29 protein-coding genes are annotated in these 26,426 nt (G+C 67.9%); 7 read left to right on the top strand and 22 right to left on the bottom strand.

Annotated features, from left to right (window positions below; genetic code table 11):
• Positions 1-21 precede the first annotated feature (21 nt).
• Genes ispG through dxr form a run of 3 tightly spaced genes read right to left on the bottom strand, consistent with a single transcriptional unit; the run spans position 22 to position 3,552 of the window.
• Entirely contained in the window at positions 22-1,152 is a 1,131-nt protein-coding gene (gene ispG / locus LX88_RS11690; RefSeq protein ID WP_036016096.1) for a flavodoxin-dependent (E)-4-hydroxy-3-methylbut-2-enyl-diphosphate synthase, read from the bottom strand.
• 50 nt (positions 1,153-1,202) lie between these two features.
• Positions 1,203-2,414, bottom strand: a complete 1,212-nt coding sequence (locus tag LX88_RS11685) for a M50 family metallopeptidase (RefSeq protein ID WP_258947805.1) — start codon at positions 2,412-2,414, stop codon at positions 1,203-1,205.
• A 7-nt stretch (positions 2,415-2,421) separates the two neighbouring features.
• On the bottom strand, positions 2,422-3,552 hold the full coding sequence (dxr, locus tag LX88_RS11680) for a 1-deoxy-D-xylulose-5-phosphate reductoisomerase (protein ID WP_258947804.1): 1,131 nt from the start codon (positions 3,550-3,552) through the stop codon (positions 2,422-2,424).
• A 135-nt stretch (positions 3,553-3,687) separates the two neighbouring features.
• Here dxr and LX88_RS11675 point away from each other — a divergent pair, with 135 nt between their 5' ends.
• A complete protein-coding gene (locus LX88_RS11675; protein ID WP_258947803.1) occupies positions 3,688-3,954 on the top strand; it encodes a GlsB/YeaQ/YmgE family stress response membrane protein in 267 nt (88 codons plus the stop codon).
• A 114-nt stretch (positions 3,955-4,068) separates the two neighbouring features.
• On the opposite strand, the gene LX88_RS11670 is transcribed toward LX88_RS11675, so the two are convergent.
• The 4 genes from LX88_RS11670 to LX88_RS11655 form a co-directional block, all read right to left on the bottom strand.
• Positions 4,069-4,719, bottom strand: coding sequence for a response regulator (locus LX88_RS11670; protein WP_258947802.1), 651 nt, complete (start codon positions 4,717-4,719; stop codon positions 4,069-4,071).
• Positions 4,716-6,320 carry a sensor histidine kinase gene (locus tag LX88_RS11665; RefSeq protein ID WP_258947801.1) on the bottom strand — a complete coding sequence of 535 codons (1,605 nt, stop codon included), beginning with the start codon at positions 6,318-6,320 and terminating at the stop codon, positions 4,716-4,718. Before LX88_RS11665 ends, LX88_RS11670 begins: the two co-directional genes overlap by 4 nt.
• Before the next feature lie 71 nt (positions 6,321-6,391).
• Positions 6,392-7,201: an ABC transporter permease gene (locus tag LX88_RS11660; protein WP_258947800.1), complete on the bottom strand. Its 810-nt coding sequence runs from the start codon at positions 7,199-7,201 to the stop codon at positions 6,392-6,394.
• A complete protein-coding gene (locus tag LX88_RS11655) occupies positions 7,198-8,037 on the bottom strand; it encodes an ABC transporter permease (protein WP_258947799.1) in 840 nt (279 codons plus the stop codon). Before LX88_RS11655 ends, LX88_RS11660 begins: the two co-directional genes overlap by 4 nt.
• Positions 8,038-8,179: 142 nt before the next feature.
• Here LX88_RS11655 and LX88_RS11650 point away from each other — a divergent pair, with 142 nt between their 5' ends.
• Entirely contained in the window at positions 8,180-9,292 is a 1,113-nt protein-coding gene (locus LX88_RS11650; protein ID WP_258947798.1) for a cytochrome P450, read from the top strand.
• On the opposite strand, the gene LX88_RS11645 is transcribed toward LX88_RS11650, so the two are convergent.
• Both LX88_RS11645 and LX88_RS11640 read right to left on the bottom strand, forming a co-directional pair.
• Positions 9,279-10,412, bottom strand: a complete 1,134-nt coding sequence (locus LX88_RS11645) for a polyamine ABC transporter substrate-binding protein (protein WP_258947797.1) — start codon at positions 10,410-10,412, stop codon at positions 9,279-9,281. The two genes, LX88_RS11650 and LX88_RS11645, sit on opposite strands and share 14 nt — an antisense overlap.
• A complete protein-coding gene (locus LX88_RS11640; protein ID WP_258947796.1) occupies positions 10,405-11,544 on the bottom strand; it encodes an ABC transporter ATP-binding protein in 1,140 nt (379 codons plus the stop codon). The genes LX88_RS11645 and LX88_RS11640 overlap by 8 nt, the downstream gene beginning before the upstream one ends.
• Before the next feature lie 155 nt (positions 11,545-11,699).
• Between LX88_RS11640 and LX88_RS11635 the strand changes: the two genes are divergently transcribed.
• Positions 11,700-11,957, top strand: a complete 258-nt coding sequence (locus LX88_RS11635; protein ID WP_258947795.1) for a DUF2631 domain-containing protein — start codon at positions 11,700-11,702, stop codon at positions 11,955-11,957.
• Between the two features lie 52 nt (positions 11,958-12,009).
• Here LX88_RS11635 and LX88_RS11630 read toward each other — a convergent pair whose 3' ends face one another.
• Positions 12,010-12,909, bottom strand: coding sequence for an NADP-dependent oxidoreductase (locus LX88_RS11630; protein WP_258947794.1), 900 nt, complete (start codon positions 12,907-12,909; stop codon positions 12,010-12,012).
• Positions 12,910-13,012: 103 nt separating this feature from the next.
• Between LX88_RS11630 and LX88_RS11625 the strand changes: the two genes are divergently transcribed.
• Positions 13,013-13,375, top strand: coding sequence for a winged helix-turn-helix transcriptional regulator (locus tag LX88_RS11625; protein ID WP_258948228.1), 363 nt, complete (start codon positions 13,013-13,015; stop codon positions 13,373-13,375).
• Here LX88_RS11625 and LX88_RS11620 read toward each other — a convergent pair.
• On the bottom strand, positions 13,365-14,924 hold the full coding sequence (locus LX88_RS11620; RefSeq protein WP_308203435.1) for a serine/threonine-protein kinase: 1,560 nt from the start codon (positions 14,922-14,924) through the stop codon (positions 13,365-13,367). The two genes, LX88_RS11625 and LX88_RS11620, sit on opposite strands and share 11 nt — an antisense overlap.
• Before the next feature lie 141 nt (positions 14,925-15,065).
• Here LX88_RS11620 and LX88_RS11615 point away from each other — a divergent pair, with 141 nt between their 5' ends.
• On the top strand, positions 15,066-15,557 hold the full coding sequence (locus LX88_RS11615; RefSeq protein WP_090066373.1) for a beta-class carbonic anhydrase: 492 nt from the start codon (positions 15,066-15,068) through the stop codon (positions 15,555-15,557).
• On the opposite strand, the gene LX88_RS11610 is transcribed toward LX88_RS11615, so the two are convergent.
• The 3 genes from LX88_RS11610 to rlmN are packed head-to-tail and all read right to left on the bottom strand — an operon-like array spanning position 15,554 to position 17,782.
• Positions 15,554-15,982 (bottom strand): hypothetical protein, encoded by a 429-nt coding sequence (locus LX88_RS11610; protein ID WP_258947793.1) that lies wholly within the window; start codon positions 15,980-15,982, stop codon positions 15,554-15,556. The genes LX88_RS11615 and LX88_RS11610 overlap by 4 nt on opposite strands.
• 14 nt (positions 15,983-15,996) lie before the next feature.
• On the bottom strand, positions 15,997-16,632 hold the full coding sequence (locus LX88_RS11605) for a hypothetical protein (protein ID WP_258947792.1): 636 nt from the start codon (positions 16,630-16,632) through the stop codon (positions 15,997-15,999).
• Positions 16,633-16,675: 43 nt separating this feature from the next.
• Positions 16,676-17,782, bottom strand: coding sequence for a dual-specificity RNA methyltransferase RlmN (gene rlmN, locus LX88_RS11600; RefSeq protein WP_093593423.1), 1,107 nt, complete (start codon positions 17,780-17,782; stop codon positions 16,676-16,678).
• Between the two features lie 77 nt (positions 17,783-17,859).
• Here rlmN and LX88_RS11595 point away from each other — a divergent pair, with 77 nt between their 5' ends.
• Positions 17,860-18,363: a PadR family transcriptional regulator gene (locus tag LX88_RS11595; protein WP_258947791.1), complete on the top strand. Its 504-nt coding sequence runs from the start codon at positions 17,860-17,862 to the stop codon at positions 18,361-18,363.
• Position 18,364: 1 nt separating this feature from the next.
• On the opposite strand, the gene LX88_RS11590 is transcribed toward LX88_RS11595, so the two are convergent.
• The 3 genes from LX88_RS11590 to LX88_RS11580 form a co-directional block, all read right to left on the bottom strand.
• Complete coding sequence (locus tag LX88_RS11590; RefSeq protein WP_258947790.1) at positions 18,365-19,342, bottom strand: aldo/keto reductase; 978 nt, start codon at positions 19,340-19,342, stop codon at positions 18,365-18,367.
• Between the two features lie 458 nt (positions 19,343-19,800).
• Positions 19,801-20,316, bottom strand: a complete 516-nt coding sequence (locus LX88_RS11585) for a hypothetical protein (protein ID WP_258947789.1) — start codon at positions 20,314-20,316, stop codon at positions 19,801-19,803.
• 198 nt (positions 20,317-20,514) lie between these two features.
• On the bottom strand, positions 20,515-21,258 hold the full coding sequence (locus LX88_RS11580; RefSeq protein ID WP_258947788.1) for a class I SAM-dependent methyltransferase: 744 nt from the start codon (positions 21,256-21,258) through the stop codon (positions 20,515-20,517).
• 96 nt (positions 21,259-21,354) lie between these two features.
• Between LX88_RS11580 and LX88_RS11575 the strand changes: the two genes are divergently transcribed.
• Complete coding sequence (locus LX88_RS11575) at positions 21,355-22,173, top strand: VOC family protein (protein ID WP_258947787.1); 819 nt, start codon at positions 21,355-21,357, stop codon at positions 22,171-22,173.
• Positions 22,174-22,179: 6 nt separating this feature from the next.
• Here LX88_RS11575 and LX88_RS11570 read toward each other — a convergent pair whose 3' ends face one another.
• The 5 genes from LX88_RS11570 to rpsB all read right to left on the bottom strand — a co-directional run bounded on the left by LX88_RS11570 (position 22,180) and on the right by rpsB (position 26,373).
• Positions 22,180-23,034 (bottom strand): phosphatidate cytidylyltransferase, encoded by an 855-nt coding sequence (locus tag LX88_RS11570; protein ID WP_258947786.1) that lies wholly within the window; start codon positions 23,032-23,034, stop codon positions 22,180-22,182.
• Positions 23,035-23,102: 68 nt separating this feature from the next.
• A complete protein-coding gene (frr, locus tag LX88_RS11565; protein WP_258947785.1) occupies positions 23,103-23,660 on the bottom strand; it encodes a ribosome recycling factor in 558 nt (185 codons plus the stop codon).
• A 61-nt stretch (positions 23,661-23,721) separates the two neighbouring features.
• A complete protein-coding gene (gene pyrH, locus LX88_RS11560) occupies positions 23,722-24,432 on the bottom strand; it encodes a UMP kinase (protein ID WP_307790168.1) in 711 nt (236 codons plus the stop codon).
• Positions 24,433-24,634: 202 nt separating this feature from the next.
• Positions 24,635-25,450: a translation elongation factor Ts gene (gene tsf, locus LX88_RS11555; RefSeq protein ID WP_090066388.1), complete on the bottom strand. Its 816-nt coding sequence runs from the start codon at positions 25,448-25,450 to the stop codon at positions 24,635-24,637.
• Positions 25,451-25,521: 71 nt separating this feature from the next.
• Entirely contained in the window at positions 25,522-26,373 is an 852-nt protein-coding gene (gene rpsB / locus LX88_RS11550; protein WP_258947784.1) for a 30S ribosomal protein S2, read from the bottom strand.
• Positions 26,374-26,426: the final 53 nt, after the last annotated feature.

Here is a 26,426-nt window from a genome sequence, read left to right as displayed (position 1 = left end):
AAAGGGCCCCGCGTGGCGTTCTCAGCCGACCGTGACGGCCGGGGTGCCGCCTTCGACGGGTTCCATCTCCTCGGCGAGGCGCATGGCCTCCTCGATGAGGGTCTCCACGATCGCGTGCTCGGGCACGGTCTTGATGACCTTGCCCTTCACGAAGATCTGGCCCTTGCCGTTGCCGGAGGCGACACCCAGGTCGGCCTCGCGGGCCTCACCGGGGCCGTTCACGACGCAGCCCATGACGGCGACGCGCAGTGGCACCTCCATGCCCTCCAGACCGGCCGTGACCTGCTCGGCGAGCGTGTACACGTCGACCTGGGCGCGGCCGCACGACGGGCAGGAGACGATCTCCAGCTTGCGCGGGCGCAGGTTGAGCGACTGGAGGATCTGGTGGCCGACCTTGATCTCCTCGACCGGCGGGGCGGACAACGACACCCGGATGGTGTCGCCGATGCCCTGGCGCAGCAGCGCGCCGAAGGCCACGGCCGACTTGATGGTGCCCTGGAAGGCGGGGCCGGCCTCCGTGACGCCCAGGTGCAGCGGGTAGTCGCACTGCTCGGCCAGCAGTTCGTACGCGCGCACCATGACGACGGGGTCGTTGTGCTTGACGGAGATCTTGATGTCGTGGAAGTCGTGCTCCGCGAAGAGGGACGCCTCCCACATCGCCGACTCGGCCAGCGCCTCGGGCGTGGCCTTGCCGTACTTCTTGAGCAGGCGCGGGTCGAGCGAACCGGCGTTGACGCCGATCCGGATCGGGGTGCCGTGGTCCTTGGCGGCGGCCGCGATCTCCTTCACCTGGTCGTCGAACTTGCGGATGTTGCCCGGGTTGACCCGGACCGCGGCACAACCGGCCTCGATGGCGGCGAAGACGTACTTCGGCTGGAAGTGGATGTCGGCGATCACGGGGATCTGGGACTTCCTGGCGATCGCCGGCAACGCGTCCGCGTCGTCCTGCGAGGGGCAGGCGACCCGCACGATGTCGCAGCCGGACGCGGTGAGCTCCGCGATCTGCTGCAACGTCGCGTTGACGTCCGACGTGAGCGTCGTCGTCATCGACTGGACGGAGACGGGGAACTCGCTGCCGACACCGACGTTGCCGACCATCAGCTGCCTGGTCTTGCGTCGCTCCGACAGCACCGGCGGCGGCAGTGCCGGCATTCCGAGCATCACGCCGTCACTCATGGGTTGTGCACCTTTCCGTGGATCACTTATTGCAACCTGATCGGGTTGACGATGTCGGCGGTCACGGTCAGCAGCGTGATGGCGCCGCCGATGAAGATGACCACGTAGGTGAGCGGCAACAGGCGCATGTAGTTGACCGGGGCGCCGGCGGGCTTCCCGCGCAGCTTCCTCACCCAGTCTCGCACCCGTTCGTAGAGGTTGACGGCGATGTGACCACCGTCAAGCGGCAGCAGGGGCAGGAGGTTGAACACACCGACGAAGAAGTTCAGGCCCGCCAGCATAAGGATGAAGAACGCCCACAAACCGCGTTCGGCGGCGTCACCACCCAGTCGTGAGGCGCCCACCACCGAGATGGGCGTGTCGAGGTCTCGCTCTCCGCCACCGATGGCCTTGACCACGGCCGGGATGCGCTCCGGGAAGCGCATGAGGCCCTTCCAGGTGTTCACGAACATGTCGCCGGTGAACGCGATGGAGGCCGGGACCGCGGCGAGCGGGCTGTACTCGAAGTTCTGCTGCCAGGTGACGCCGATGGCGCCGACCTCCTTGACCTCACGGCCGCCCTTGCCGTCCGTCACCTCGCGGGTGACCTTCGGCACGTTCACCGTGAGCGCGACCTCCTTGCCGTCGCGCAGGACCTTGAACTCGGTCGGCCCGCTCAGTTCGCGGGTGACCGTGAGCATCTCGGACCAGGTCGAGATCGGCTTGCCGGCGATGGCGGTGACCTCGTCGCCGGGCTGCAGGCCCGCGTCCTTGGCCGGGGCCGGGGCGCCGGGCTGGCACGGCGCGGTGAGGCCGACGGTGTGGTTCTGCACGCACGGCGTGATCTCGGCGAGGACCGGCTGGTCCTTGTTGTTCGGCAGGCCCAGCGTCATCGCGAGGATCAGCAGGATGAAGAAGCCGAGGACGAAGTGCGTGATCGAGCCGGCGGACAGCACGACGACGCGCTTCCACACCTTCTGGTTGTAGAAGGCGCGCTTGCGGTCGTCCGGGTGCACCTCGTCCAGCGCCGTCATGCCGGTGATCTCGCAGAAGCCGCCCGCCGGGATCGCCTTCAGGCCGTACTCGGTCTCGCCCTTGCGGAACGAGAAGAGCTTCGGGCCGAAACCGATGAAGTAGCGGGTGACCTTCATGCCGTAGAACTTCGCCGTCAGCAGGTGCCCGAACTCGTGCAACGCGATGGAGACCGCGATGCCGAACGCGAACAGCAGCACCCCGAGGATGTTGATGAATGTGTTCACGGAAAGCTCAGTTCCTTCCAACCAGCTCGCGGGCACGTGCGCGTGCCCAGTCCTCGGCGGCCAGGACCTCCGCGACGTCCGCGGGGTCCTTCTGCCAGTCGTTCGCCTCGCCGAGAACCTGGCCGATGGTGTCCACGATCGACAGGAACGACGTGTGGCCGGCGACGAAGGAGGCGAGTGCCTCCTCGTTCGCGGCGTTGTAGATCGCAGGTAGGCAACCGCCCGCGGTGCCTGCCTGCCGCGCGAGCTCGACCGCCGGGAACGTGACGCTGTCCAGGGGTTCGAACGTCCACGAGGTGGCGGTGTCAAAGGTACAGGCGGGGGCCGCGCCCGCGACGCGCTCGGGCCAGGACAGCCCCAGCGAGATCGGCAGCCGCATGTCCGGAGGCGACGCCTGCGCGAGCGTCGAGCCGTCCGTGAAGGTGACCATGGAGTGGATGATGGACTGAGGGTGCACCACGACGTCGACGCGGTCGTAGGGGACCCCGAACAGCAGGTGCGCCTCGATCAGCTCCAGGCCCTTGTTGACCAGGTTCGCCGAGTTGATCGTGACGACCTGGCCCATCGACCAGGTCGGGTGCGCCATCGCCTGCGCCACGGTGACGGCCTCGAGGTCCTTCCGCGTCTTGCCGCGGAACGGCCCGCCGGACGCCGTGAGCACCAGCTTGTGCACCTCGTCCGCGGTGCCGCCCCGGAGGCACTGCGCGAGCGCCGAGTGCTCGGAGTCGACCGGCACGATCTGGCCGGGCTTCGCCGCCTTCAGCACGAGCGGCCCGCCCGCGATGAGCGACTCCTTGTTCGCGAGGGCGAGCGTGGCCCCCGTCTCGAGCGCCTTGAGGGACGGCTCCAGCCCCCTGGAGCCGTCCATGCCGTTGAGGACGACGTCCGCCGGGGCCGCCTCGATCAGGTCGGTCATGCTGCTCAGCGTGCGGACGCCGGGGACCTCGGCGCCGTTGGCGACGGCGACCACCTTCACGTCGAACTCCGCTGCCTGCTCTTTCAGCAGGTCGAGCTGACGTCCACCCGCGCCGAGACCGACGACCTGGAAGCGGTCGCGGTTGCGCCGGATGACGTCGAGCGCCTGGGTGCCGACCGAGCCGGTCGAGCCCAGGACCAGGACAGTGCGTGGAGTACTCATCGCCCCTCATTGTTCCGGAGAGTGCCTGAGAGCACGGCACAGCCCGTTACTTTGATAACGGAGTGGTCTTGGAGGTGTGAAGTCGCCAGTTCGAGGGCATTCCATCGGCGTCAAGTCGTTGGAAGGAGACTCTCCGTGGGCATCCTCGGATGGATCGTGCTCGGTCTGCTGGCAGGCGCCATCGCCAAGGCAATCATGCCTGGTAACGACCCCGGTGGTTTCATCATCACGATGCTGATCGGCATCGTGGGTGCGATTCTGGGCGGGTTCATCGGATCCGCGCTCTTCGGGACCGACCTCGGCTCGTTCTTCGAGATCAGGACCTGGCTGCTGGCCATCGTCGGATCGCTGATCCTGCTGGGCATCTACCGCCTGGTAACGGGCCGGCGCAGTCACGCATAGCCGCCACAGACGTTTGAGGCCGTTCGGGTGACACACGTTGTGTTCACCGCACGGTACGCAGAGGCCCCGCGACTCCTGTCAGGAGACGCGGGGCCTTTGCTTTTCCCCCGGAAGTCAGATCGCGATGCCCGCGTCCCGCGCCAGCAGCGCCGCCTGGACGCGGTTCGTTAGCCCCAGCTTGGCCAGCAACCGCGACACGTAGGTCTTCACCGTCGCCTCCGACATGTGCAGCTTCGCGCCGACGTCGGCGTTCGACATGCCCTGCCCGAGCAGCGCCAGCACCTCGACCTCGCGGTCGGTCAGGCCCTCGACGGCCTTCTGGGCCTCCTGCCGCTTCGGCTGGCCGGACGTCGCCACCATGCCGACCACGCGCGACGTGACCATCGGCGACAGATACGCCTCGCCGTTGTGCACCGCGCGCACGGCTCGGAGGAGCTCCTCCGGCGCCGAGTCCTTCAGCAGGAACCCGGCCGCGCCGTCGGACAGCGCGCGCACGATGTTGTCGTCCTCGCCGAACGTCGTCAGCATGACGACCCGGACCGAAGGCGCCACGACCCGCAGTTCCTTCGCGCACGCCAGCCCGTCCATGCGCGGCATGCGGATGTCGAGCACGGCCACGTCCACCCGGCGTTCGCGGACGATCTGCACGGCCTCGCGGCCGTCGCCGGCCTCCGCCACGAGCTCGATGTCGTCGGCGGTGCCGAGGATGGCCTTGATGCCGGCGCGCATCAGCGGCTCGTCGTCGGCGATGAGCACCCGGATCATTGACCTGTCCTCTGAACGTGGATCTTCTTCTCGACCAGCTTGCCGTCTCGGAAGCAGAAACGCACCACCCGGGTGCCCTTCGCGAGGTACGACTGCTCGTCGGTGATGTGGTAGACGCAGCGTGCGCCTGGCGGTTCGGGGCTGGCCTGGGACTTGCGCTCACCGTCGGCGACCAGGGGTTCGTCACCGGCCGGGAGCATGGCGAGCACCTCGGCCTCCGGCTGGCCCACCTCGATCCGGTCGAGGCTCTCCTGCGACACGACGTCGGTGATGGGCTGCGCGCCGAGGTAGGTGAAGCCGCCGATGATGATCGTCAGCACCACCGACGCCCCCGCGATCGAGCCGACGCCCGCCCACTTGCGGATGCCGCGCGGGGACTCGGTCTCGTCCTGCTCGTCCTCGGGCTCGTCGGGGAGCGGCGTCTCCTCGTACGGCAGCACGGCGGCGATGCGGAAGCCACCGGAGGGCAACGCGCCGACGTGCAGGATGCCGCCGGCCAGGCGCACGCGTTCGGTGAGCCCGATCAGGCCCACGCCCGGTGCCTGGACCGGTGACCCGTTGCGCGACGGGTTGTTGCGCACCTCCACGACCAGCGCGTCCGGCTCGTACTTCACCGTCACCTGCACGGCGGCGCCCGGTGCGTGCTTCGCGGCGTTCGTCAGGCCCTCCTGGGCCACGCGATAGGCCGCGTGAGAGACCCGGGACGGCAACGGGTGTGCTTGCCCGCCCCGCACCAGACTGACCAGAACACCGGCCTTGCGCGCGTCGCTCACCAACGAGTCGATGGACTCCGCGGTCCGTGTCGCGGGGTCGTCGTCGGGACCGTCCTCCGCGCGCAGCACGCCGATGATCGCCCGCAACTCCCCCATGCCGGTCAACGCCGCCGAGCGCAGCACCCCGATGGCCTCGCGCTGTTTGTCCCCCAGCGACGGGTCCAGCGCCAGCGCACCGGCGTGCACGGAGATCAGCGAGAGCCGGTGGCCGAGGCTGTCGTGCATGTCCTGGGCGATGCGGCTGCGTTCGCGGAGGCGGACCTGCCGCGACAGCATCTTGTGCTCGACGCGCATGCGCGCCTCGCGGTCCTGCATGGCCTGCACCAGCGCCTCGCGTTGCGCCAGGTAGCGGCCGACGAGGAACGGCAGCGCCACGCCCACGCCGAAGATCGTGACCAGGATCAGCATGCCGTAGACGGGTTCGATGTCGAGCGGCCGCTCGACCCAGTCCCACCACAGCACCACGACGACGAACGTCATCGCGGTCGACACGACGGCCTTGACCCACGACTCGATCCGGCGGCCCGCCGTGTAGCTCAGCACGACCATCATGGCGGGGCCGAAGAACGGGACGGCCGCACCCGCGATCATGACCGTCGCAGGCAGCAGGTGCCGCAGGGGCAGCATCACCACGTAGACGGCGAAGTAGGCGACGAGCGTCCAGCCCGACGCCTTCGTCTCCGCCCACGGCCCCGGCCACAGGTCCAGCAGGAGCACGCCGACCATGACGAGCAGGTCGCCGGCGAGCCGCACCGCGGTCAGCGCCCGGAGCCGGGCCAGGGTGTCGGCGCGGAACGCCTCGGCCCTGGTCCGCACAGCAGTAGTCACGTTTTCAACCTACGAGACGTCCCATGTCCGCGCGGCACGCTGGAGTATCGAATTCCCGCGACGAAAGTTGACTACACGGCCAGCTCGGCGGCTGATCCCGCTTTCCTCGCTCGCCAGGAGGCGACCACCACTCCGATGATCAACAAGAGCGCCGTCGCCGCGACCATCAACGTCGACAGCGCCACGATCTCCGGCGAGATCCCGCGCTTCGAGGCCTGCGCGTAGACGAACACCGGCAACGTCGTCGACCCGACGCCGGTCAGGTACGACGAGATCACCACGTCGTCGAACGACAGCAGGAACGCGAACGCCGCACCGGCCACCACGGCCGGCGCCACCAGCGGCAGCGTGACGGTCCGGAAGGCGACGAACGGCGACGCCCCGAGATCGGCCGCGGCCTCCTCCAACCGAACGTCCATTCCGGACACCCGTGAGCGCACCACGACCACCACGAAGCTCAGCGAGAACGCCACGTGCGCGAACAACAGCGCCCCGAACCCCAAAGGCACACCGGCGAGCCTCACGAAGAACCCCAGCATCGCCACGCCCATGACGACCTCGGGGACCACGAGAGGCAACGACAGCAACACAGTCCACAGCCCGCGACCGGGAAACGCGCGCCGCAGCCCGAACGCCGCCAGCGTCCCGATCACCGTGGAGATCGCCGCCGACGCCAATGCCAGCTGCAGGGTCAGCTGCAACGACGCGAAGACGCGTGTGTCGTCGAGCAGCTCCGCGTACCACTGCAGCGAAAACCCGCTGATCCGCGACAACGACCGAGACGAGTTGAACGACGCGATGGCGAGCCACGCGATCGGTGCGTACAGGAACAGGAAGACCAGGGCCGCCACGGCGCCGAGCGCCCACGGACGACGGTTCACAGCACGTCCTCCCCACGCCGCCCGCGCAGCACGAGCACGAAGACCACCAGCACGAGCAGCAGCACCGCCATCGCCGAACCCAGCGGCCAGTTGTTGCCACCGCGGAACTGGTCGTCGATCACCGACCCGAACGTCGACTGGTCCACCCCGCCGAGCAGCTTCGGCGTCACGAAGTCACCGGCCGCGGGCACCAGCACCAGCAACGACCCGGCCAGCACACCGCTCATGACTCCCGGCAGCACCACGCGGAAGAACGTCGACACCCGCCCGTGCCCGAGGTCGTACGACGCCTCCACCAACCGCACGTCGAACCGCTCGCACGCCACGTACAGCGGCAACACCATGAACGGCAGGAAGCCGTACGTCAGACCGAGCACGACCGCGCCGTGGGTCAGCAGGAACCCGCCGTCCCGGTCCAGCCCGACCCACCCGAGCGCGGTGTTCACGAGCCCTTCGCCGTCCAGCAGCGCCTTCCACGCGTAGATCCGCGCGAGGTAGCTCGACCAGAACGGGATCAGCACCGCCGCGAGCAGCGCCGTCCGGTAGCGCCCGCCGTACCGCGCGATGAACCACGCGAGCGGGAACCCGAGCACCAGGCACGCGACTGTGGTGGCGCCGGCGTACAGCAGGGTCCGTCCGAAGATCGGCAGGAACGCCGGGTCCAGCGCGGTCCGGTAGGCCTGGACCGTCCACGGCAGCACGGCGCGGGCGACACCGGTGTGCCGCGTCGCGAAGCTGAACTGGACGACCACGACGAGGGGTGCGATCAGGAAGAGCCCCAGCCAGAGGCCGGTCGGGGCGAGGAGGGCGTTCGCCTTCAGCCAGCGTCGGAGCACGGATCGACATCCTGCCAGTGACGTTCCAGGAAGACGAAGTGCGTTCGGCCGGGCGAACACCTGCGTACCGTTGTGACCATGAGTGTTCGCCTGCTACAGACGGCGACATTCGTGCTGACCGCGCTGTTCGAGGGGGTAAGTGATGTTGGAGCGGTTGACCGGACATGAAGACCCGCATCCGATCTACGAGCGGCTGCGCGCACTCGGGCCGCTGACCGGTGAGGGGGGCCTCTGGTTCACGACGAGCCACCCGGTGGCCAGCACGATCCTGCGCGACCGGCGGTTCGGCGTCCGGTTCGCCGACGGGAGCTCTCCGGTCAACGGCAGCCTGCTGGCCGAGTCGTTCCTGGAACTCGACCCGCCGGACCACACCCGGCTGCGCAGAATCGCGGTGCCGGCGTTCAGCCCGAAGAAGATCGACACGTACCGGGCGCGCGTCGAGAAGGTCGCCGACGCGCTGCTCGACCGTGACGAGTTCGACCTGATCGGGGACTTCGCGGCGCCGCTGCCGATCGCGGTGATCAGCGACCTGCTGGGCATCCCGGACGCGGACACGGCCGAGTTCGCCGACTACGGCGCGCTCGTCGCCGCGTCGATCGACAGCGGCGTCACCCCGGAGATGACCGACGCCAACGACAAGGTGCTCGAACTGTTCGACCGGCTCATCGCGCAACGCCGCAGGACACCCGGCGACGACGTGATCAGCTCCCTGGTCGCCGCCGAGGCCGAGCAGAAGCTCACCGCGCAGGAAATGCTCGCCACGCTGGTGTTGCTGCTGGTCGCCGGCTTCGAGACCACGGTGAACCTGATCGGCAACGGCACGCGCGCGCTGCTCGACCACCCGTCGCAGTGGAAGCTCTTCAAGGCCAACCCGGAACTCGCGTCCGCGGTGGTCGAGGAGACGCTGCGCTGGGCGCCGCCGGTGCAGATGACCAGCCGGATCGCGCACGAGCGGGTCCACCGGATCGGCAAGGACGAGGTCGTGACGCTGCTGATCGCCGCCGCGAACCGCGACCCGGAGGTCTACCCCGAGCCGCACAAGTTCGACGTGATGCGCGTGCACAAGCCGGAGCACCTCGCTTTCTCCAGCGGCATCCACTACTGCCTGGGCGCGACGCTCGCGCGCATGGAGGGCGATGTGGCGTTCCGCGCGCTGGCCCGCCGGATGCCGGACCTGCGGCAGACGGGTCCGGTGGTGTTCCGCGACTCGGTGGTGATCCGCGGGATGAAGAGCATGCCGGTCAGCCGGTCTTGACCTTCGTCCAGGCGTCCGCGTAGAGCGCTTCGGCGTCGCCGCCGAGGTCCTTGGTGAACGGGAGCTTCGCCAGCTGTTCGTCCGGCGGGTAGACCACCGGGTCGTTCAGCAGTTCCTCGTCGATCAACGGCTTCGCGGCGGCGTTGGGGCTGCCGTACCGGACGGCGTTGGACAGCGCCGCACCTGCCTCCGCGCCCAGCACGTGGTCGATGAACCGATGCGCGTTGGCGGCGTGCGGCGCGTCCTTCGGGATGACGAGCAGGTCCACGTAGGACAGTCCGCCCTCCACGGGGATGGCGTACCCGATGTCGTCGTTGGTGGCACGCGCCTGGAACGCGTCGCCGGAGTACGACTGCGCCAGCCGCACCTGGCCCGAGGTCAGCGGTTCGATCACGTCGGAGGTGATCTGGCCGAGCTTCTTCTTCAACGACAGCAGGAAGTTCGCGGCGTCGTCGATCTGCCGCGCGTCGGTGGTGTTCGGGTCGTGGCCGAGCTTGAGCAGTCCGATGGCCATGCCGTCGCGGGCCTCGTCGAGGATCGAGCTGCGCCCCTGGGTGTTCGGCAGGTCGTAGGCGTCGAAGCCGGTGACGTCACCGCCGATCTGCGACTTGGAGTACGCCAGACCCGTCGTGCCCCATGCCCACGGCACGGAGTACCGGTTGCCGGGGTCGTACTCGGCCTCCACGAACCGCTGCTCGAGGTTGCGCAGGTTCGGGATCGCGTCGTGGTCCAGCGGCTGGAGCAGGCCGGACCGCAGGAACCGGCGCAGGAAGTTGTCGCTCGGCACCACCAGGTCATAACCGGCCTGGCCGGAAGCGATCTTGGCTTCCATCTCGTCGTTGGTCGAGAAGTTGTCGTACGTGACCTCGATGCCGCTCACGGACGTGAAGCCCGGCAACGTCTCCGGCGCGATGTAGTCGGTCCAGTTGTAGAAGTTGAGCTTCGGCTCGTCGGCCAGGTTCGCGGCCCTGCCGGCACTCGGGCCGCCGGAGTCGGTGGGCGCCGGGCCGACCGCGCAGGCGGCGAGCGCGAAGAACGCCATCGAGCCCAGCATCGTGCGCCGGGTCACCCGCGGGCTGCCGACGTCCCACAGCCGGGCGATCCGGACCTGCTCAACCATCGTCCGGCTCCAGCAGCACGGTGAACTCGGGGTCCCAGGCCACCCGCACGGACTGGCCGGGTGCGCCCGCGTCGTCGATGCGCTGGGCGTTCTGCACGAACGCCGTGAGCACGCCGCCGGGGGTGCCGACCACGAACTGCGTGGACACGCCCGTGTAGACGACGTCCTGAACGACGCCCCGCAGCACGCACCAGCCGGTCGGCGGCTCGGCGGACTCGTTGAACAGGTGCACCTTCTCCGGCCGCACGGTCGCGGCGACCTTGCGGCCGTGGCTGACGCTGCCGGAGAACCTGGCACGCAGGTTCGTGGCGCCGGGAGCCGTCAGCGAGACCAGGCCACCGTCCACACCGGACACCTCGGCGCCGAGGATGTTGGACGTGCCGATGAACCCGGCGACGAACCGGGTCGCCGGCCGTTCGTAGACGTCCTCGGGGTAGCCGACCTGCTCGATCCTGCCCGCGTTCATCACGGCGATGCGGTGTGAGAGGACCAGCGCCTCTTCCTGGTCGTGCGTGACGTAGAGGAACGTCGTGCCGACCTCGCGCTGGATGCGCATCAGCTCGATCTGCAGTTCCTTGCGGAGCTTGGCGTCGAGCGCGCCGAGCGGTTCGTCGAGCAGCAGCAACCGCGGACCGGCGGCGAGCGCGCGGGCGATGGCGACGCGCTGCTGCTGGCCACCGGAGAGTTGCGCGGGCCGGCGCTTCGCGAACTGCGACAGCCGCACCAGTTCCAGGTGCTCGCCGACGCTCTTCTTCAGCTCGTCGCCGCGGATCTTCTTGCGCTTGAGGCCGTACGCGACGTTGTCCCACACCGACATGTGCGGGAACAGCGCGTACGACTGGAAGACGGTGTTGACGTCCCTCCGGTGGGGAGGGACGCCCACCATGTCGTTGCCGTCGAGCTCGATCCGACCCTCGTCGGGGTCCACGAACCCGGCGATCATGCGCAGGACCGTGGTCTTGCCGCAGCCGGAGGGCCCGAGCACCGAGAAGAACTCGCCCTCGTGGACGTCGAGCGAGACGCCGTCGACCGCCACCTGGTCCGAGAAGCGCTTGCGCACACCGTGCAGACCGATCTCGACGGGGGCGAACGTGTCCGGGGTGGAGCCCTCGGCGGGAGAGAAGCCGGTCAAGTCGAGGCGCCTTCACAAGATCGGACGGGTAGGCCTCGAAGAGCCTAGACCCGTGCGACCTCGCTCGTCAGTCGTGCGCGCGCGACCTCACACCTCCGTGCTCATTGTCATGTGCGACGATGGCCTCGTAATCCGGATGAGCAGTGGAGGAAACCGTGGCTACGTCCTCGGAACTGGACAAGCGTCCTGCCGTCGACCCTCACGAGGAGCCGTCGCACGAGTGGGGCTGGCACGGCACGTTCCCCAAGGGCACCCGCATCGCGGGCTGGCTCTCGGCGATCTTCTGCTTCCTGATGCTGATCGGCAACCACCAGGGCAAGACCGAGGACATCTTCCTTGTCGTCACCGGGGTCTCGATCATCGCGTTCCTGTTGTGGGACGCCGCGCGCAGCAAGAAGCCGTGGCGACGCTAGTGATGCGCCCGTCTGACCGCGAATTCGCCCGGCGACATTCCGGGCCACACCACTAGACCGTCTCCAGCACGATCTTGCCCTGGGTGCGGCCCGTCCCGCCCAGGGCATGTGCTTTTCCGGCGTCTTCCAGCGGGAACGTCGCGTCGACGTGCACCCTGAGCTCGCCCGACTCGACCAGCGCCGCGATCGCCTCCAGGCCCGCGCGGTCGGGTTCGACCAGGATCGGGCTGGTCCTGATGTCGTCGCGCAGCGGCCTGTCCACTCCGGACGGCACGCCGACGAACAACCCGCCGGGGCGCACCGGCTCCGGTGACGAGCCGCCGACGAGGTCGACGAACACGTCCACGTCGGTGCCTTCGTAGTCGCCCTTGGTGTAGTCGACCACCTCATCGGCACCGAGGTCCCTCAGGAACGCGTGCTTGGGCTCACGCGCGGTACCGACGACGTACGCGCCGTGGGCCTTCGCGATCTGGACCGCGAGGTGGCCGACGCCGCCCGCCGCGGCCGTGATCAGCACCTTCTGACCCTTCTGCACCTCCGCCGTGTCGATCAGGACCTGGTGGGCGGTGAGCGCGGCGAGCGGGAGCGCGGCCGCCTCGACGTGGGTGAGGCTCTTCGGCTTCTTCGCGAAGTGACGGGACGGGGCCGTGACGTACTCGGCGTACGCGCCCGCGGCACGCGGGAACCACGGCATGCCGTAGACCTCGTCGCCGGGCTTGAGGGTCGTGACGCCGAAGCCGATCTCCTCGACCACGCCGGAGACGTCCCAGCCGTTGATGAACGGGAACGTCTGCATCCCGGCCATGCCACTGCCCGCGCTGGTCTTCCAGTCGACCGGGTTGACGCCGGCCGCGTGCACCCTGACCAGCACCTCCGTCGGAAGTGGTGACGGCTTGGGCACGTCGGTGAGGGTCAGGGGGCCGCCGAACTCGTTCTGGATGATCGCTCGCATGCTGCCAAGCATGGGAGAGCAGGTCTCTGTTCGCAATCAGGCACTATCTTGTGCACTAGGTACCTGATAGAAACTAGCTGTGATCAGGGACGTTTACCTCAAGATGTGTCCGTGCCGCGACCTGCTGGACATGGTCGCGTCGAAGTGGACGGCGTTGGTGATCGGCGACCTGGAGGACGGGCCCAAGCGGTTCGGCGAGCTCAAGCGCCGGCTGGAGGGCGTCAGCCAGAAGATGCTCACGCAGACGTTGCGCACGCTGGAGCGCGATGGGCTCGTCACGCGCACGGTCTACCCCTCGGTGCCGTTGCGCGTCGAGTACGAACTGACCGAACTGGGGCGCAGCGTCACCGAGCCGCTGGCCGCGCTGCGGTTGTGGGCGCAGAAGAACTACGAGACCGTCGCCGAGGCGCGTGAGACGTTCGACAACGCCGCTCCCGTCGGCCTGGAGCCCGCTGTCAGCCGGTGACGACCCAGCCATACGACCATTCCGTCTGATAGCCCTCGCACTTCGGGTCGAGCGAGTCGAAGTGGGTGCCCTGGTAGATGCAGCGGTAGAGCTGCATGGCGGGGACGTCTGCCGGCTTGTCGTTGAAGACGTAGCCGAGGTCGCCGAGCTTGTCCTGCCTCTCGCAGTCCGGCCACGGCGACGTCATGTGGTCCCCCGAGTTCTTCACGCGGCAGGCGACCAGCAGTTTCGTGCCCGGTTCCTGGTTCACCAGGAGCTTTCCGAGCCCTCCGGTGTTCTCGGCGGTGAAGCCGGCGGGAGGCCCGAAGGCCGACGTGCCGGTGAAGTGGAAGGGCGTGCCCTGCTTGATGTGCCGCACGAGCGCGACCGTCTGCCGCGGCGGCTTCGGCTGCGTCGTCGGCTGCGGGGGCTGAGCCTGCGCCTGGCTCGACTTCGGCGTGCTCGACGGTGCCGAACTGGACGCCTGACTGCTGCTCGGTGCGGCGGAACTGCTGCTCGTCGCCTGGCTGGACGGCGGGGCCGCGGTCGTCACCGCGCCGATGTTCTGCTGCGCGACCGCAACCCCTTGCTGCGTCTGGGGTTTGAGGACGAACACCGCGGCGAGCGCGATCACCACGAGCACGGCGGCAGCCCCGGCGAACAGTCCGATCTTCTTGCCGGACCGGGGTTTGCCGTCCCAGTCCGCGTGCGTCGGCGTGTTCGGCGTGACGTAACCGGTGACAGGTTCGATCACGACGGTCTGCTCGGACGGCGACAGCGGCTTGACCACCGTGGTGGCGCCGCTGAGCCGCTCCCGCAGCTGCGCCGCCGTGAGCCGTCGGGTGTCGTCCTGGCTGAGCAGCGCCATGATCGTGTCGGCGAGCGGCCCCCTGGTGCGCTGGAGGACCGGCTCCTCGTACATGATCGCGTGCATCGTGGCCGCGGTCGTGTCGCGCTGGAACGGCGAACGGCCCTCGACGGCGTGGAACATGGTGGCGCCCAACGCCCACAGGTCGCTCGCCGGTGACGGCTGCTTGCCCGCGAACAGCTCCGGCGCCATGTAACCGGGCGAGCCCATGATGCCGCCGGTCGCCGTCAGTCCCGGGTCGTCCATCGCACGGGCGATGCCGAAGTCGGCGAGCTTCACACGTCCGTCGGGCAGCACCATGATGTTGCTGGGCTTGACGTCCCGGTGCACGATGCCCGCCGCGTGCGCCGCCTCCAGCGCGTTGAGCGTCTGCAGGCCGATGTTCGCGACCTCGTCCTCGGTGAGGCTTCTGCGCGTCATGACCTCGGAGAGCGTGGGCGCCTCGACGAGTTCCATGACCAGGTACGTCACACCGTGCTCGACGATGACGTCGTAGATGCCGACGACGTTCGGGCTGTTCAGCCGGCCTGCCGTGCGGGCTTCCCGCAGCACCCGCTCGGTCTCGGTGGTCCGCAGCTCCTTGAGCGCGACCTGCCGCCCGATCACCCAGTCCTCAGCCAGCCAGACGACCCCCATGCCGCCCCGGCCGAGCTCTTTGAGCATCGCGTATCTGCCCGCGACAAGCCTCGCGTTCTCCCCCACGAGGCCGCATGGTAGCCGCTCTGATTGCCTCGGCCTCCGCTTATGTCTGAGCGGGGGCCATTCTCACCTTTCGGGCGCTGTTGCAGGTATGCGCATACAACAGTTTGCTCACCTATACATCCCGGTGAGAGGACAGAACCCATGTCGGTGACCGACGAGTTGCTCGCCAACAACGCCACGTACGCCGCCCAGTTCTCGGGCCCGCTGCCCCTGCCCCCGGCCAAGCACGTGGCCGTCGTGGCGTGCATGGACGCCCGCATCGACGTGTACCGCGTGCTGGGCCTGAACGAGGGCGAGGCGCACGTCATCCGCAACGCCGGCGGCGTCGTGACCGAGGACGAGATCCGCTCGCTCGCCATCAGCCAGCGCCTGCTCGGCACGCGCGAGATCATCCTCATCCACCACACCGACTGCGGCATGCTGACGTTCACCGACGACGAGTTCAAGCGCTCGATCCAGGACGAGGTCGGCGTGAAGCCCGCCTGGTCCGCCGAGGCGTTCGGTGACCTGGAGGAGGACGTCCGCCAGTCGATCGGCCGCATCACCGCCAACCCGTTCGTGCCGGTGAAGGACTCGGTGCGAGGCTTCGTGTTCGACGTGGCGACCGGCGTGCTGACCGAGGTGAAGCCCTAGACGCACGTCCAGCAGTAGAGCCGTTCTCCGTCCTCGACCGCTTGCACGGCCAGGGCTTTGAGCTCATGCAGCATCTCGGCCAGAACGGCGGGATCGAACCCTTCCAGCTCTTCGGTCCTCGCCCAGGCCACCGCGATCTCGTCCAGTTCGCTCGCCTCTGCGAGCCCGTCCCGCAGCCCGTCGGTGACGGTGAGGACCACCACCTCACCGTCATTTTCCAGCGCGAGACCGTGGCCACACCGCGGGTCCTTGAGGACGTCGCCGTAGGGGCGGCCGGTGAGCAACTCCTCCAGCCCTCCCATCACCACGACGGGATCGAGCGACTTGATCTCGACCGTCCTGAACAGCCCCATCGGCCCGCCGTCGATCGTCGCGGCCGCGAGCTCGTCGGACGGCGCGACGAAGTAGTCGAACAGCACTCCCACAGTCTCAAGTCCCCTCAGGCGTGCACTCGATGTTCGTCGCAGTACACCACGTGCAGCCACTTCCAGTGCTGCTGGTCCTTCGTGATCTCCGCACAACAGTGCGTGTCAGGAACGTCGTGCATGTGCCGTGGACAGTCTTCGACCAGCTGCCGGAACGCCTGCCCGCCCACCTCGAACGCGGGCCTGCTGCCGACGACGAACACGGTGCCGGCCACGATGTCGCCGCGCAGCAGCTCCTGGTTCCCGCGATACACCGGCCGTTCAGCGCCCAGCTCAAGTCCTTGGCAGACAAAGGTGTGCGGCCGTCCACCCCGAAGCTTGGCCCGCACGTCCTTCCACTTCGACAGCCGGAACCCAAGACTGTGGTGCAGCAGCACCAGATCCAGCGCAGGCCCATCGGCACTACGGCACTCGCAGTCGCTCTGCCGCAACGGCAGGTACACCAACGTGCGCGGCGAACGCATCGCGAACGCCCAGGCCATGGCGATGTCGAGCGCCGACGACTTGGTCACGCACGTCTCGACACCCATGTACCCCTCGTACAACGGCGCATGGCGCAACGGCCGGGCCGGCTGCACCACCCGGTACTCGTCCCGCCCCAGCCGGACCGTGCTGACGAGCGTGCGCCAGCGTTCCCCCTCGAGTTTCATCGCGGGAACGGTAAAGTCAGATCAGCGGTTCGAGCTACTGATTTCAGCCCTCGGCGGCGAGCTGACCGCAGGCGGCGGCGATCTCCTGCCCACGCGTGTCCCGCACGGTGCACTCGACGCCCTGCTCGCGGACCCGCCGCACGAACTCCCGCTCCACCGGCTTCGGCGACGCGTCCCACTTGCTGCCGGGCGTCGGGTTCAGCGGGATCAGGTTCACGTGCACGAGCTGCCCGAGGTGCTTGCGCAGCTTCTTGCCGAGCAGGTCTGCGCGCCAGCCCTGGTCGTTGATGTCGCGGATCAGCGCGTACTCGATGCTGACGCGGCGGCCGGTCTTGTCCGCGTAGGCGCGCGCCGCCTCCAGCACCTCGGCGACGTTCCACTTCGTGTTGACCGGCACCAGCGTGTCCCGCAGCTCGTCGTCCGGCGTGTGCAGCGACACCGCGAGGCGGACCTGCAGGTTCTCCTCGGTCAGCTTCTTGATCGCGGGCACGAGACCGACCGTCGACACCGTCACGTGGCGCTGCGAGATGCCCAGGCCGTCCGGCGCCGGGTCGCAGATGCGGTGGACGGCCTCGAGAATGCGCTTGTAGTTCGCGAGCGGCTCGCCCATGCCCATGAAGACGATGTTCGACAGCCGGCCGGGACCGCCGGGCAGGTCGCCGTCACGCATGGCGGCGGCACCGAGGCGCACCTGGTCCACGATCTCCGCGGTCGACAGGTTGCGCTGCAGGCCGCCCTGGCCGGTCGCGCAGAACGGGCACGCCATGCCGCAGCCGGCCTGCGACGAGATGCACAGCGTCGCGCGGTCCGGGTAGCGCATGAGCACGGACTCGATGAGCGTGCCGTCGTGCGCGCGGAGCAGTGTCTTCGACGTCGTGCCCTCGTCGGCGGTGACCTTGCGCACGACCGTGAACAACGGCGGCATCAGGTCGGCCACGAGCTTGTCGCGCGTGGTCGCCGGGATGTCCGTCATCTCGGCCGGGTCGACGGTCAGGCGGCTGAAGTAGTGGTTCGACAGCTGCTTCGCCCGGAACGGCTTCTCGCCAAGGGCCGCAACGGCTTCCGCGCGTTGGGCGGGCGAGAGGTCGACCAGGTGGCGCGGCGGCAGGCCGCGCTTGGGCGCGTCGAAGACAAGGGGAAGCGAGGTCATAGCACATCTAGTGTCCCACGAACTTCAGCAACACAAGACCGTTGCATCGCGATAGGTTCCGATATATCGTTAGCAATATGATGATGAAACCACACCACAGAGATCACCACCACAGGCACCGCCACGGACCCTTCGGGGGCGGTGGCAGGGGCGGCCGCCAGAGGCGCGGCAACGTCCGGGCGGCGGTTCTGTCCCTGCTGGCAGAGCGGCCGATGCACGGCTACGAGATCATCCAGGAGATCGCCAGGCGCACCGGCGGCGTGTGGAGCCCGAGCCCCGGCTCGGTCTACCCGACGCTGCAGATGCTCGCCGACGAAGGCCTCGTCTCCGCACTGGAAGAAGGAGGCAAGAAGCTGTTCACCCTCACCGAACACGGCAGGACGGAGCACACGGCCCCGCCCTGGCGCGACATCGAGATCCAGCTCGACCCGGTCGACGGCGAACTGCGCACAGCCGTCCGGCTGCTGGGCGCCGCGATGGAGCAGATCTCCCACGCGGGCACGCCCGAGCAGAAGACCCGCGCGGCCGAGCTCTACAACGAGCTGCGACGCAAGCTGTACGCCATCCTCGCCGAGGAGTGACCTACCACCGGTCGTGCACGTGCGGCCGGATCAGCTCGTCGTACACCTCGGCGACGGCCTTGCCGTCCACCGGCTCGAGCGAGGCCGCCTGCGAGTTGGCCCGCGCCTGCTCCACGTTGCGAGCACCGGGAATCACCACCGTGACGCCGGACTGGTCCACGATCCACCTGAGCGCGAACTGCGCCATCGTGGCGCCTTCCGGCACCAGCGGACGCAGCCGCTCGACGGCCTCCAGGCCGACCTCGTAAGGCACCCCGGAGAAGGTCTCGCCGACGTCGAAGGCTTCACCGTTGCGGTTGTAGTTGCGGTGGTCGTCCGCACCGAAAGTCGTCGCCTTGTCGTACTTCCCGGTCAGCAACCCGGACGCGAGCGGCACCCGCGCGATGATCGCGACCCCGGCCTCGGCGGCCTTGGGCAGCACCTCTTCGAGGGGCTTGAGCCGGAACGCGTTCAGGATGATCTGCACGCTGGCCACGTTCGGACGCCGGATCGCCTCCAACGCCTCCTCGACCTTCTCCACGGACACGCCGTAGGCGGCAATCCGCTGCTGCTCGACCATCTCGTCCAAGATGTCGTACACCTCGTCACGGCTGTAGACCGCAGTAGGCGGACAGTGCAGCTGCACGAGGTCCAACGTGTCGACACCCAGGTTGCGGCGGCTCCGGTCGTTCCACGCGAGGAAGTTCTCCCGCGAGTACCCCTCAGAGACCTGCGCCGGCAGCCGCCGCCCCATCTTCGTGGCGACGAAGATCCCGTCGTCCTTGCGCTCCTTCAGAAACCGTCCGACGAGCGTCTCACTGCGGCCGTCCCCGTACACGTCGGCGGTGTCGAAGAAGTCGACCCCCGTGTCGGCGGCGGCGTGCAGCAACGCGAGGGCGTCGCTCTCGTCCACCTCGCCCCAGTCTGCGCCGAGCTGCCAGCAACCCAGCCCCACGACGCCGACCTGACGGTTCAACCTGCCTGCGTTTCGCTTCTCCACGAACCCGAGCCTAAACGGCCGAGCGGACAGGGCCTACGGCCTCGGGTTCTGCCAGCCGATCCCACGGAGCACCCTGACCGCTCCACATACGACGAATCCCGTGCGACGGCCGTCCGAGACCACGAGGTGCAAGTACTCGTGTTCGTGGCTCCCAGGCCATTGCAGGAGCTCATCCATCTCCGACACGTCGGCAGCAACCTCCACTGAAAGTCGCGCGTAACCGGAGACCAGCTTCATTCCGAGCACATCGACAAATACGACGTCCACGTAGTGATCATACTTCTCACCTGGGCGGCCACGCAGGACGAGCGTTCGGTGCGACTTGCTGTACGACCACACCTGGAAAGAGTGCTCCAGGTGCAGTGGCAAATTTCCTTGCTGTCCAGAACTTCCAAAGCAACTTCCATCACGCGACATTTCCGCACACCTCAGCCGCAAACACCTTGCCCCGATCGACCCTATTCCAGCTCTCCGCTGCTGACCGCTTCGGCAGCGATGACCACGAGTGCGCTTCGCAGCGCATCCGACAGTTCCGCCATGTGAGTCAAAGCGTCAGCGTCCCGCCCGTCCACGAGCCTCAAGACCTCCAGCTGAGCCTGAATCTCCGCCGCGGGCAACGGCGGGACGTCCTCGTACGGGCTGGGCGATGTCGAACCGAATTCAGCCACCGTCCGCAGTTCCATGCAGTCCAGGTGTTGCATCACATCGATGGAAATGGAGGAGCACATGCTCGCCCATTCCTCCAGGAAGGCGCGATCCGCGTTTGCATCGGCCCTCAGCACCAGTTCCGATGCCATGGCCAGCAGCTCGGCGCGGTCACTCTCCCCTGGCACCTCACCAGTCTCGGGATCGGCACCGTAGACCGCCAAACTTTGCCGCGCCGACATCAAGGCGCTCAGAACAGCGCTTGTGTTACGCAATTCAGCCAGCTCCACCAAGGAGCCCGTGGAGAACGGCGCGGCGTCCTCCTCCACAACGCCTCCAGCCACCAGAACGGCCGACGTTCGATGGACGCATCCAAGCGCACTCAGAGCCAAACCCCAGTCAGAAGCGGCTTCGAATGCCGCGACGAAACCTCTGTACGGTTCTTGCGGCATGATCACAAACTCCAGAGCGGCCTGGACGGCCTAAGCGGCTTCATCTACGACAGCGACCAAAGCTCCTCGCCTCGGTCACAGGATCAGGCCCTTCGGCTTGCGGCGCACGTGCAGCCTGTAGCCGACCGGAAAGCTCAACCCGCTCACAGACGCGATCGCCCTTTCGGCCACCTTCGCGGAGAACTCGATGCGCAGCACGGCTTCGAGGTCCTCGCGCTTGTCGAAACGCCATTCCGCGGTGACCCGCCGCAGCGAGAACCCGTTGTCCGCGAAGAACTTCTCGACCACGGCCGGGTCGTAGCGCGGTTCGTCGGCGCGCAGCCACGGCCCGTACGGATCGGCCGAACCGTCCAGGTCCACGATCGCCAACGCGCCACCGGGCCGCAGCACCCGGTCCGCCTCGCGCAGGCCCGGTTCGCAGCCTGGCCCGAAGAAGTAGGCCGTGCGGGCGTGCACGAGATCGGCGGAGGCGTCGTCCAGCGGCAAGCCTTGTGCGGGACCGGAAACGACGCGGGCGTTCGGCAGTGAGGCGACGCGGTGCTTGGCGCGCACGACCAACGGTGGGTGTGGCTCCACGCCCGTGACGGACTTCGCCTCCTGCGCGAAGAGCGGCAGGTGGAATCCGTCCCCGCAGCCGACGTCTACGACGTCCTTGCCGCTAAACGGACATTCTTCGCTTAACGCCGACCAAATCGCGCCGTGGACGTCCTGCGCGCGGTTCTCGACCTCGTACACGTCGGGCCAGTGCCAGATGTTCGGACTGGGCACGACGTCTGCCGGACGCACCGCGTTCAACGCCGCCCGCACGAATCCCCTCACGAAGCCACTGTAGGACGTCCATTTGCCTGTGACCGTACGAATTCGTCCAATCACGGCGTAGCGTGTCAGCATCTCTTTCCCCTGCAGGAGGCGGCAGTGTCGATCGCGCCCAACACGCCCCAGCTCGCGCCGTTGCTGTCCGGAAGTCCGTGCTGGGTCGAACGAACCGTCGACGACCTCAAGGGCGCGATCGAGTTCTACACCGGCCTGTTCGGCTGGCACTACGCCGACGACGACGGCTACACGGTGGCTATGGTGGACGGCGTCCCGGTTGCCGGGTTACCCCAGGGTGATCCAGATGCCTGGCTGTTATATCTGGTCACGCCCCATGCGCGCGCTACCGCGGAGAAGGCTTTCCACCTCGGCGGGTCGGTGCTGCGCAACCCCGAGGACGGCTCCGACCACACGCAGAGCACGGTGATCGCGGACCCGACCGGCGCCGTCGTCGGGTTCCGGCACGTGCCGCCGGACTGGCGGTTCGGCACGGGCGGGCACGGTGCCTACGCGTGGGCCGAGCTGAACACCCGGGACGGTGCGGTGGCCGACGAGTTCTTCGGCGAGCTGTGCCACTACGACATCACGCAGATCGGCGACGGGCACCGGCTGGACTACGCGTCCTGGTCCGTCGAGGGCACCGAGGTCATCGGCCGGCAGAAGATGGGGCGCGAGTTCCCGTACGGAGAGCGCTCCCACTGGATGGTCTACTTCAACGCCGCGCCCGAGATCGGCACCGACTCGGTGGCGTACCGGGTGCTGGAGCTGGGCGGCAGGGTGACCGTCGAGCCCTACGACACCCCGTTCGGACGCATCACCGTGGTCGAGGACCACGCGGGGATGGCGTTCTCGGTGATCGACCAGTCCCGCGTGATCGAGGCCGAGCCGCGCGCCGCGGTGGACGACCCGTTCGACGACTAGCGGCGACTACTGCACGAAGAGGTGCAGCAGGAGCCACGAGGCGACGGCGGACGGGAGCAGCGAGTCCATCCGGTCCATCAGGCCGCCGTGGCCGGGCAGCAGCGTGCCCATGTCCTTGATGCCGAGGTCGCGCTTGATCAGCGACTCGACCAGGTCGCCCGCGGTGGCCGTGACGACGAGCACGGCACCGAACAGCGCGCCCTGCCACCACTGGCCGTCGAGCAGCGTCGTCAGCGTGATCGCGCCGCCGACCGCGCCCGCGGTCAGCGAGCCGGCGAAGCCCTCCCAGGACTTCTTCGGGCTGATCGTCGGCGCCATCGGGTGCTTGCCGAGGAAGACACCGGCCGCGTAGCCGCCGACGTCCGACAGCACGACACCGATGATGAACGCGAACGCACGACCCGCGCCGTCCTCGGGAACGACGAGCATGGCCGCGAACGCCGCGAACAACGGGATGTACGCGATGGTGAACACCGAGGCGCTCAGATCGCGCAGGTAGCCGTCGGAACCGCCGCGGAACCGCCAGATCATGCACACCAGGGCGGTGACCACGAACGCGGTCATCATGCCGGAGCGCTCGAGCGGCCACGACAGCCAGATGATCGCCTGGCCGCCGATCAACGCCGGCCACAGGGCGACGTTGATGCCGGCCTTCTTGAACGCGTTGGCGATCTCCCACGTCGACACCGCCGCGGCGGCCGCGACGATGGCGATGAACGTCTCCTTGACCGTCAGCAGCGACACGATGATCATGGCGCCGAGGCCGGCGCCGACCAGGATCGCCGCACGCAGGTCACGCCCCGCGCGCGACGGCTTCGACGTGGGGACGTCCGCGGGACCGCCTGCCACCTGTGCTCCCATCAGAACCTCCGCCCGGCCTGGGCAATCACGCCTGCGGCGACTCGGCCGGGCGAACCATCAGTGGAACATCAGACTTCGAGAAGTTCGGCTTCCTTGTGCTTCACGAGCTCTTCGACCTGCGCGACGTAGCGGTGGGTCAGAGCCTCGAGCTCCTTCTCACCACGCGCGCCGTCGTCCTCGCCGACCTCGCCGTCCTTGACGAGCTTGTCGATCTCTTCCTTCGCCTTGCGACGAACGCCGCGCAGGGAGACCTTCGCGTCCTCGCCCTTCGACTTCGCGACCTTCACCATGTCCCGGCGGCGCTCCTCGGAGAGCTGCGGGATGATGATGCGGATGATCGACCCGTCGTTGCTCGGGTTGAGGCCGAGGTCGGAGTCCCGGATCGCCTTCTCGATGGCGTTCAGCTGGCCCGCGTCGTACGGCTTCACGACCGCCATGCGCGCCTCGGGGACCGTGATGCTGGCCATCTGGTTCAGCGGCGTCATGGAGCCGTAGTAGTCGATGTGGATGCGGTTGAACATCGAGGGAGTCGCACGACCGGTTCGGACGGAGGAGAGGTTCTCCTTCGCGACCGAAACCGCCTTTTCCATCTTCTCCTCGGCGTCGAGGAGGGTCTCGTCGATCACGACTGCTCCTTGCTCTGCGTGTTCGTGCCCAATTCCCGGTCCTGGAGAGATCCCACCAGGTCTAGAAGGCCGGGCGGCCACCGGGGGTGCTGACCAGAGTTCCGATCTTCTCACCACGCACCGCGCGTGCGATGTTCCCCTCGGTGAGGAGGTTGAAGACGAGGATCGGCATGTTGTTGTCCATGCAGAGGCTGAAGGCCGTGGCGTCGGCGACGTTGAGGCCGCGCTCCAGCACCTCGCGATGGGTGATGTTGTCGAACATCAGCGCGTCCGGGTCGATCTTGGGGTCGGCCGTGTAGACGCCGTCGACGGCCTTGGCCATCAGGACGATCTCGCAGCCGATCTCCAGCGCGCGCTGGGCGGCCGTGGTGTCCGTGGAGAAGTACGGCAGACCGGCGCCACCACCGAAGATCACGACGCGCTTCTTCTCGAGGTGACGCATCGCGCGGCGCGGGATGTACGACTCGGCGACCTGCGTCATCTGGATGGAGGTCTGCACGCGCGTGTCGATGCCGTGCTCGCGCTCGAGGAAGTCCTGCAGCGCCAAGCAGTTCATGACCGTGCCGAGCATGCCCATGTAGTCGGCGCGCGACCGGTCCATGCCGCGTTGCTGGAGCTCGGATCCCCGGAAGAAGTTGCCACCACCGATCACCACGGCCACCTGCACGCCGGACTGGTGGATGGCCGCGATCTGCCGGGCGACCGTCTGGACGACGTCGGGATCAACACCGACGCCACCACCGCCGAACATCTCGCCACCGAGCTTGAGCATCACCCGGCTGTAGCCGTGGCTACCTTCTTCGCTCACGGGTCCTCTCCTTTGACCTTGGGCCGGGGGTGTGGGGGTGTCCCCCACGGTGACGCGGAACGACCCGGTTCGCGCTGTCCGCGAACGCACCTCACCCCGAGTGAAGCCTTCTGTAGACACGCCAAGGGCGGGGTCGCTGGTACCCGCAACCCCGCCCTCGTGCGAATCAGCTCTGGCCGACCTCGAACCGAGCGAAACGGGTAACCGTCACGCCGGCCTCGTCCAGGAGAGCCTTGACCGTCTTCTTGCTGTCCGTGACGGAAGCCTGCTCGGTGAGCACGACGTCCTTGAAGAAGCCGTTGACGCGACCCTCGACGATCTTGGGGAGCGCGCCCTCGGGCTTGCCCTCCTCGCGAGCGGTCTCCTCGGCGATGCGACGCTCGTTGGCGACGAGCTCCTCGGGGACCTCGTCACGCGTGACGAACTTCGGGCGCATCGCGGCGATCTGCATCGCGGCACCCTTGGCGACATCGGCGTTGTCGCCGGTGTACTCGACCAGGACGCCCACGGCGGGCGGCAGGTCGGCAGCGCGCTTGTGCAGGTAGACCGAGACGGTGCCGTCGAAGTCGACGGCCTTGGCCAGCTCGAGCTTCTCGCCGATCTTGGCGGAGAACTCCTGGACCAGCGCGTCCACGGTCTTGCCATCGACCTCGACGGCCTTGAGGGCCTCGACGTCGGCGACCTTGTTCGCCTTGGCGAGCGCGACGATGTCGTCGGCCAGCGCGATGAAGTCGGCGTTCTTGGCCACGAAGTCGGTCTCGCAGCGCAGCTCGATCATCGCGCCGTCCTTGACGGCGACGAGGCCGTTGGACGTGGTGCGCTCAGCGCGCTTGCCGACGTCCTTGGCGCCCTTGATGCGCAGGATCTCGACGGCCTTGTCGAAGTCGCCGTCCGCCTCGTCCAGCGCCTTCTTGCAGTCCATCATGCCGGCGGCGGTCAGCTCGCGGAGCTTCTTGACGTCCGCGGTGGTGTAGTTCGCCATCGTTTTCCTTCTGCGATGTACGCGCTTAGGTCACGAGGTGCCCGCTTGTGTGCGGGCACCTCGTGGGGAAATCAGGACTGGACGGGCTGCTCGGCCGGGGCCTCAGTCGCAACCTCGGCCGGGGCCTCGGTCGCGACGGCGGCGTTGGTGGTGAGGAGCTCCTGCTCCCACTCCGCCAGCGGCTCGTCAGCGGCCTCGGGCTTGTCCTGGCCGTCAGCGGCGTCGCGACGACCACCGGAGCGCTGCATGAGACCGGCGGCGGCGGCCTCGGCCACGACCTTGGTCAGCAGAGCCGCGGAACGGATCGCGTCGTCGTTGCCCGGAATCGGGTAGTCGACCTCGTCCGGGTCGCAGTTCGTGTCGAGGATCGCCACGATCGGGATGTTCAGCTTGCGAGCCTCACCGACCGCGATGTGCTCCTTCTTGGTGTCCACGATCCACACGGCGCTGGGCACCTTGGACATGTCGCGGATACCGCCGAGCGTGCGCTCCAGCTTGTCCTTCTCACGGTTCATCATCAGGATTTCCTTCTTGGTGAAACCCTGGAAACCGCCGGTCTGCTCCATCGACTCGAGCTCCTTGAGGCGCTGAAGCCTCTTGTGGACCGTCGAGAAGTTGGTGAGCATGCCGCCCAGCCAGCGCTGGTTCACGTAGGGCATGCCGACGCGGAGCGCCTCGTTGGCGATGGCCTCCTGCGCCTGCTTCTTCGTGCCGATGAACAGGATCGACCCGCCGTGCGCGACCGTCTCCTTGACGAACTCGAAAGCCCGGTCGATGTAGGTCAGCGTCTGCTGCAGGTCGATGATGTAGATGCCGTTGCGCTCGGTGAAGATGTAACGCTTCATCTTCGGGTTCCAGCGCCGGGTCTGATGCCCGAAGTGCACGCCGCTGTCAAGCAGCTGCCTCATGGTTACGACGGCCATGGCCGGTTCGCACCTCATCTGTCGGACGCGCGAGGTCTCGCCTTTGCGCGTCG

It is taken from the genome of Lentzea californiensis (assembly GCF_024648825.1).
Classification (GTDB): Bacteria; Actinomycetota; Actinomycetes; order Mycobacteriales; family Pseudonocardiaceae; genus Lentzea; species Lentzea californiensis.
This window is presented reverse-complemented; position numbering and strand designations above follow the sequence as displayed.

Excerpts from the sequence above, each read along its gene's own strand:
- ispG (WP_036016096.1), bottom strand. The coding sequence starts at position 1,152 with ATGCCGGCACTGCCGCCGCCGGTGCTGTCGGAGCGACGCAAGACCAGG.
- dxr (WP_258947804.1), bottom strand. The coding sequence starts at position 3,552 with ATGAGTACTCCACGCACTGTCCTGGTCCTGGGCTCGACCGGCTCGGTC.
- LX88_RS11670 (WP_258947802.1), bottom strand. The coding sequence starts at position 4,719 with ATGATCCGGGTGCTCATCGCCGACGACGAGCCGCTGATGCGCGCCGGC.
- LX88_RS11650 (WP_258947798.1), top strand. The coding sequence starts at position 8,180 with ATGTTGGAGCGGTTGACCGGACATGAAGACCCGCATCCGATCTACGAG.
- LX88_RS11645 (WP_258947797.1), bottom strand. The coding sequence starts at position 10,412 with ATGGTTGAGCAGGTCCGGATCGCCCGGCTGTGGGACGTCGGCAGCCCG.
- LX88_RS11630 (WP_258947794.1), bottom strand. The coding sequence starts at position 12,909 with ATGCGAGCGATCATCCAGAACGAGTTCGGCGGCCCCCTGACCCTCACC.
- LX88_RS11625 (WP_258948228.1), top strand. The coding sequence starts at position 13,013 with ATGTGTCCGTGCCGCGACCTGCTGGACATGGTCGCGTCGAAGTGGACG.
- LX88_RS11615 (WP_090066373.1), top strand. The coding sequence starts at position 15,066 with ATGTCGGTGACCGACGAGTTGCTCGCCAACAACGCCACGTACGCCGCC.
- LX88_RS11605 (WP_258947792.1), bottom strand. The coding sequence starts at position 16,632 with ATGAAACTCGAGGGGGAACGCTGGCGCACGCTCGTCAGCACGGTCCGG.
- rlmN (WP_093593423.1), bottom strand. The coding sequence starts at position 17,782 with ATGACCTCGCTTCCCCTTGTCTTCGACGCGCCCAAGCGCGGCCTGCCG.
- LX88_RS11595 (WP_258947791.1), top strand. The coding sequence starts at position 17,860 with ATGATGATGAAACCACACCACAGAGATCACCACCACAGGCACCGCCAC.
- LX88_RS11570 (WP_258947786.1), bottom strand. The coding sequence starts at position 23,034 with ATGGGAGCACAGGTGGCAGGCGGTCCCGCGGACGTCCCCACGTCGAAG.
- pyrH (WP_307790168.1), bottom strand. The coding sequence starts at position 24,432 with ATGCTCAAGCTCGGTGGCGAGATGTTCGGCGGTGGTGGCGTCGGTGTT.
- tsf (WP_090066388.1), bottom strand. The coding sequence starts at position 25,450 with ATGGCGAACTACACCACCGCGGACGTCAAGAAGCTCCGCGAGCTGACC.
- rpsB (WP_258947784.1), bottom strand. The coding sequence starts at position 26,373 with ATGGCCGTCGTAACCATGAGGCAGCTGCTTGACAGCGGCGTGCACTTC.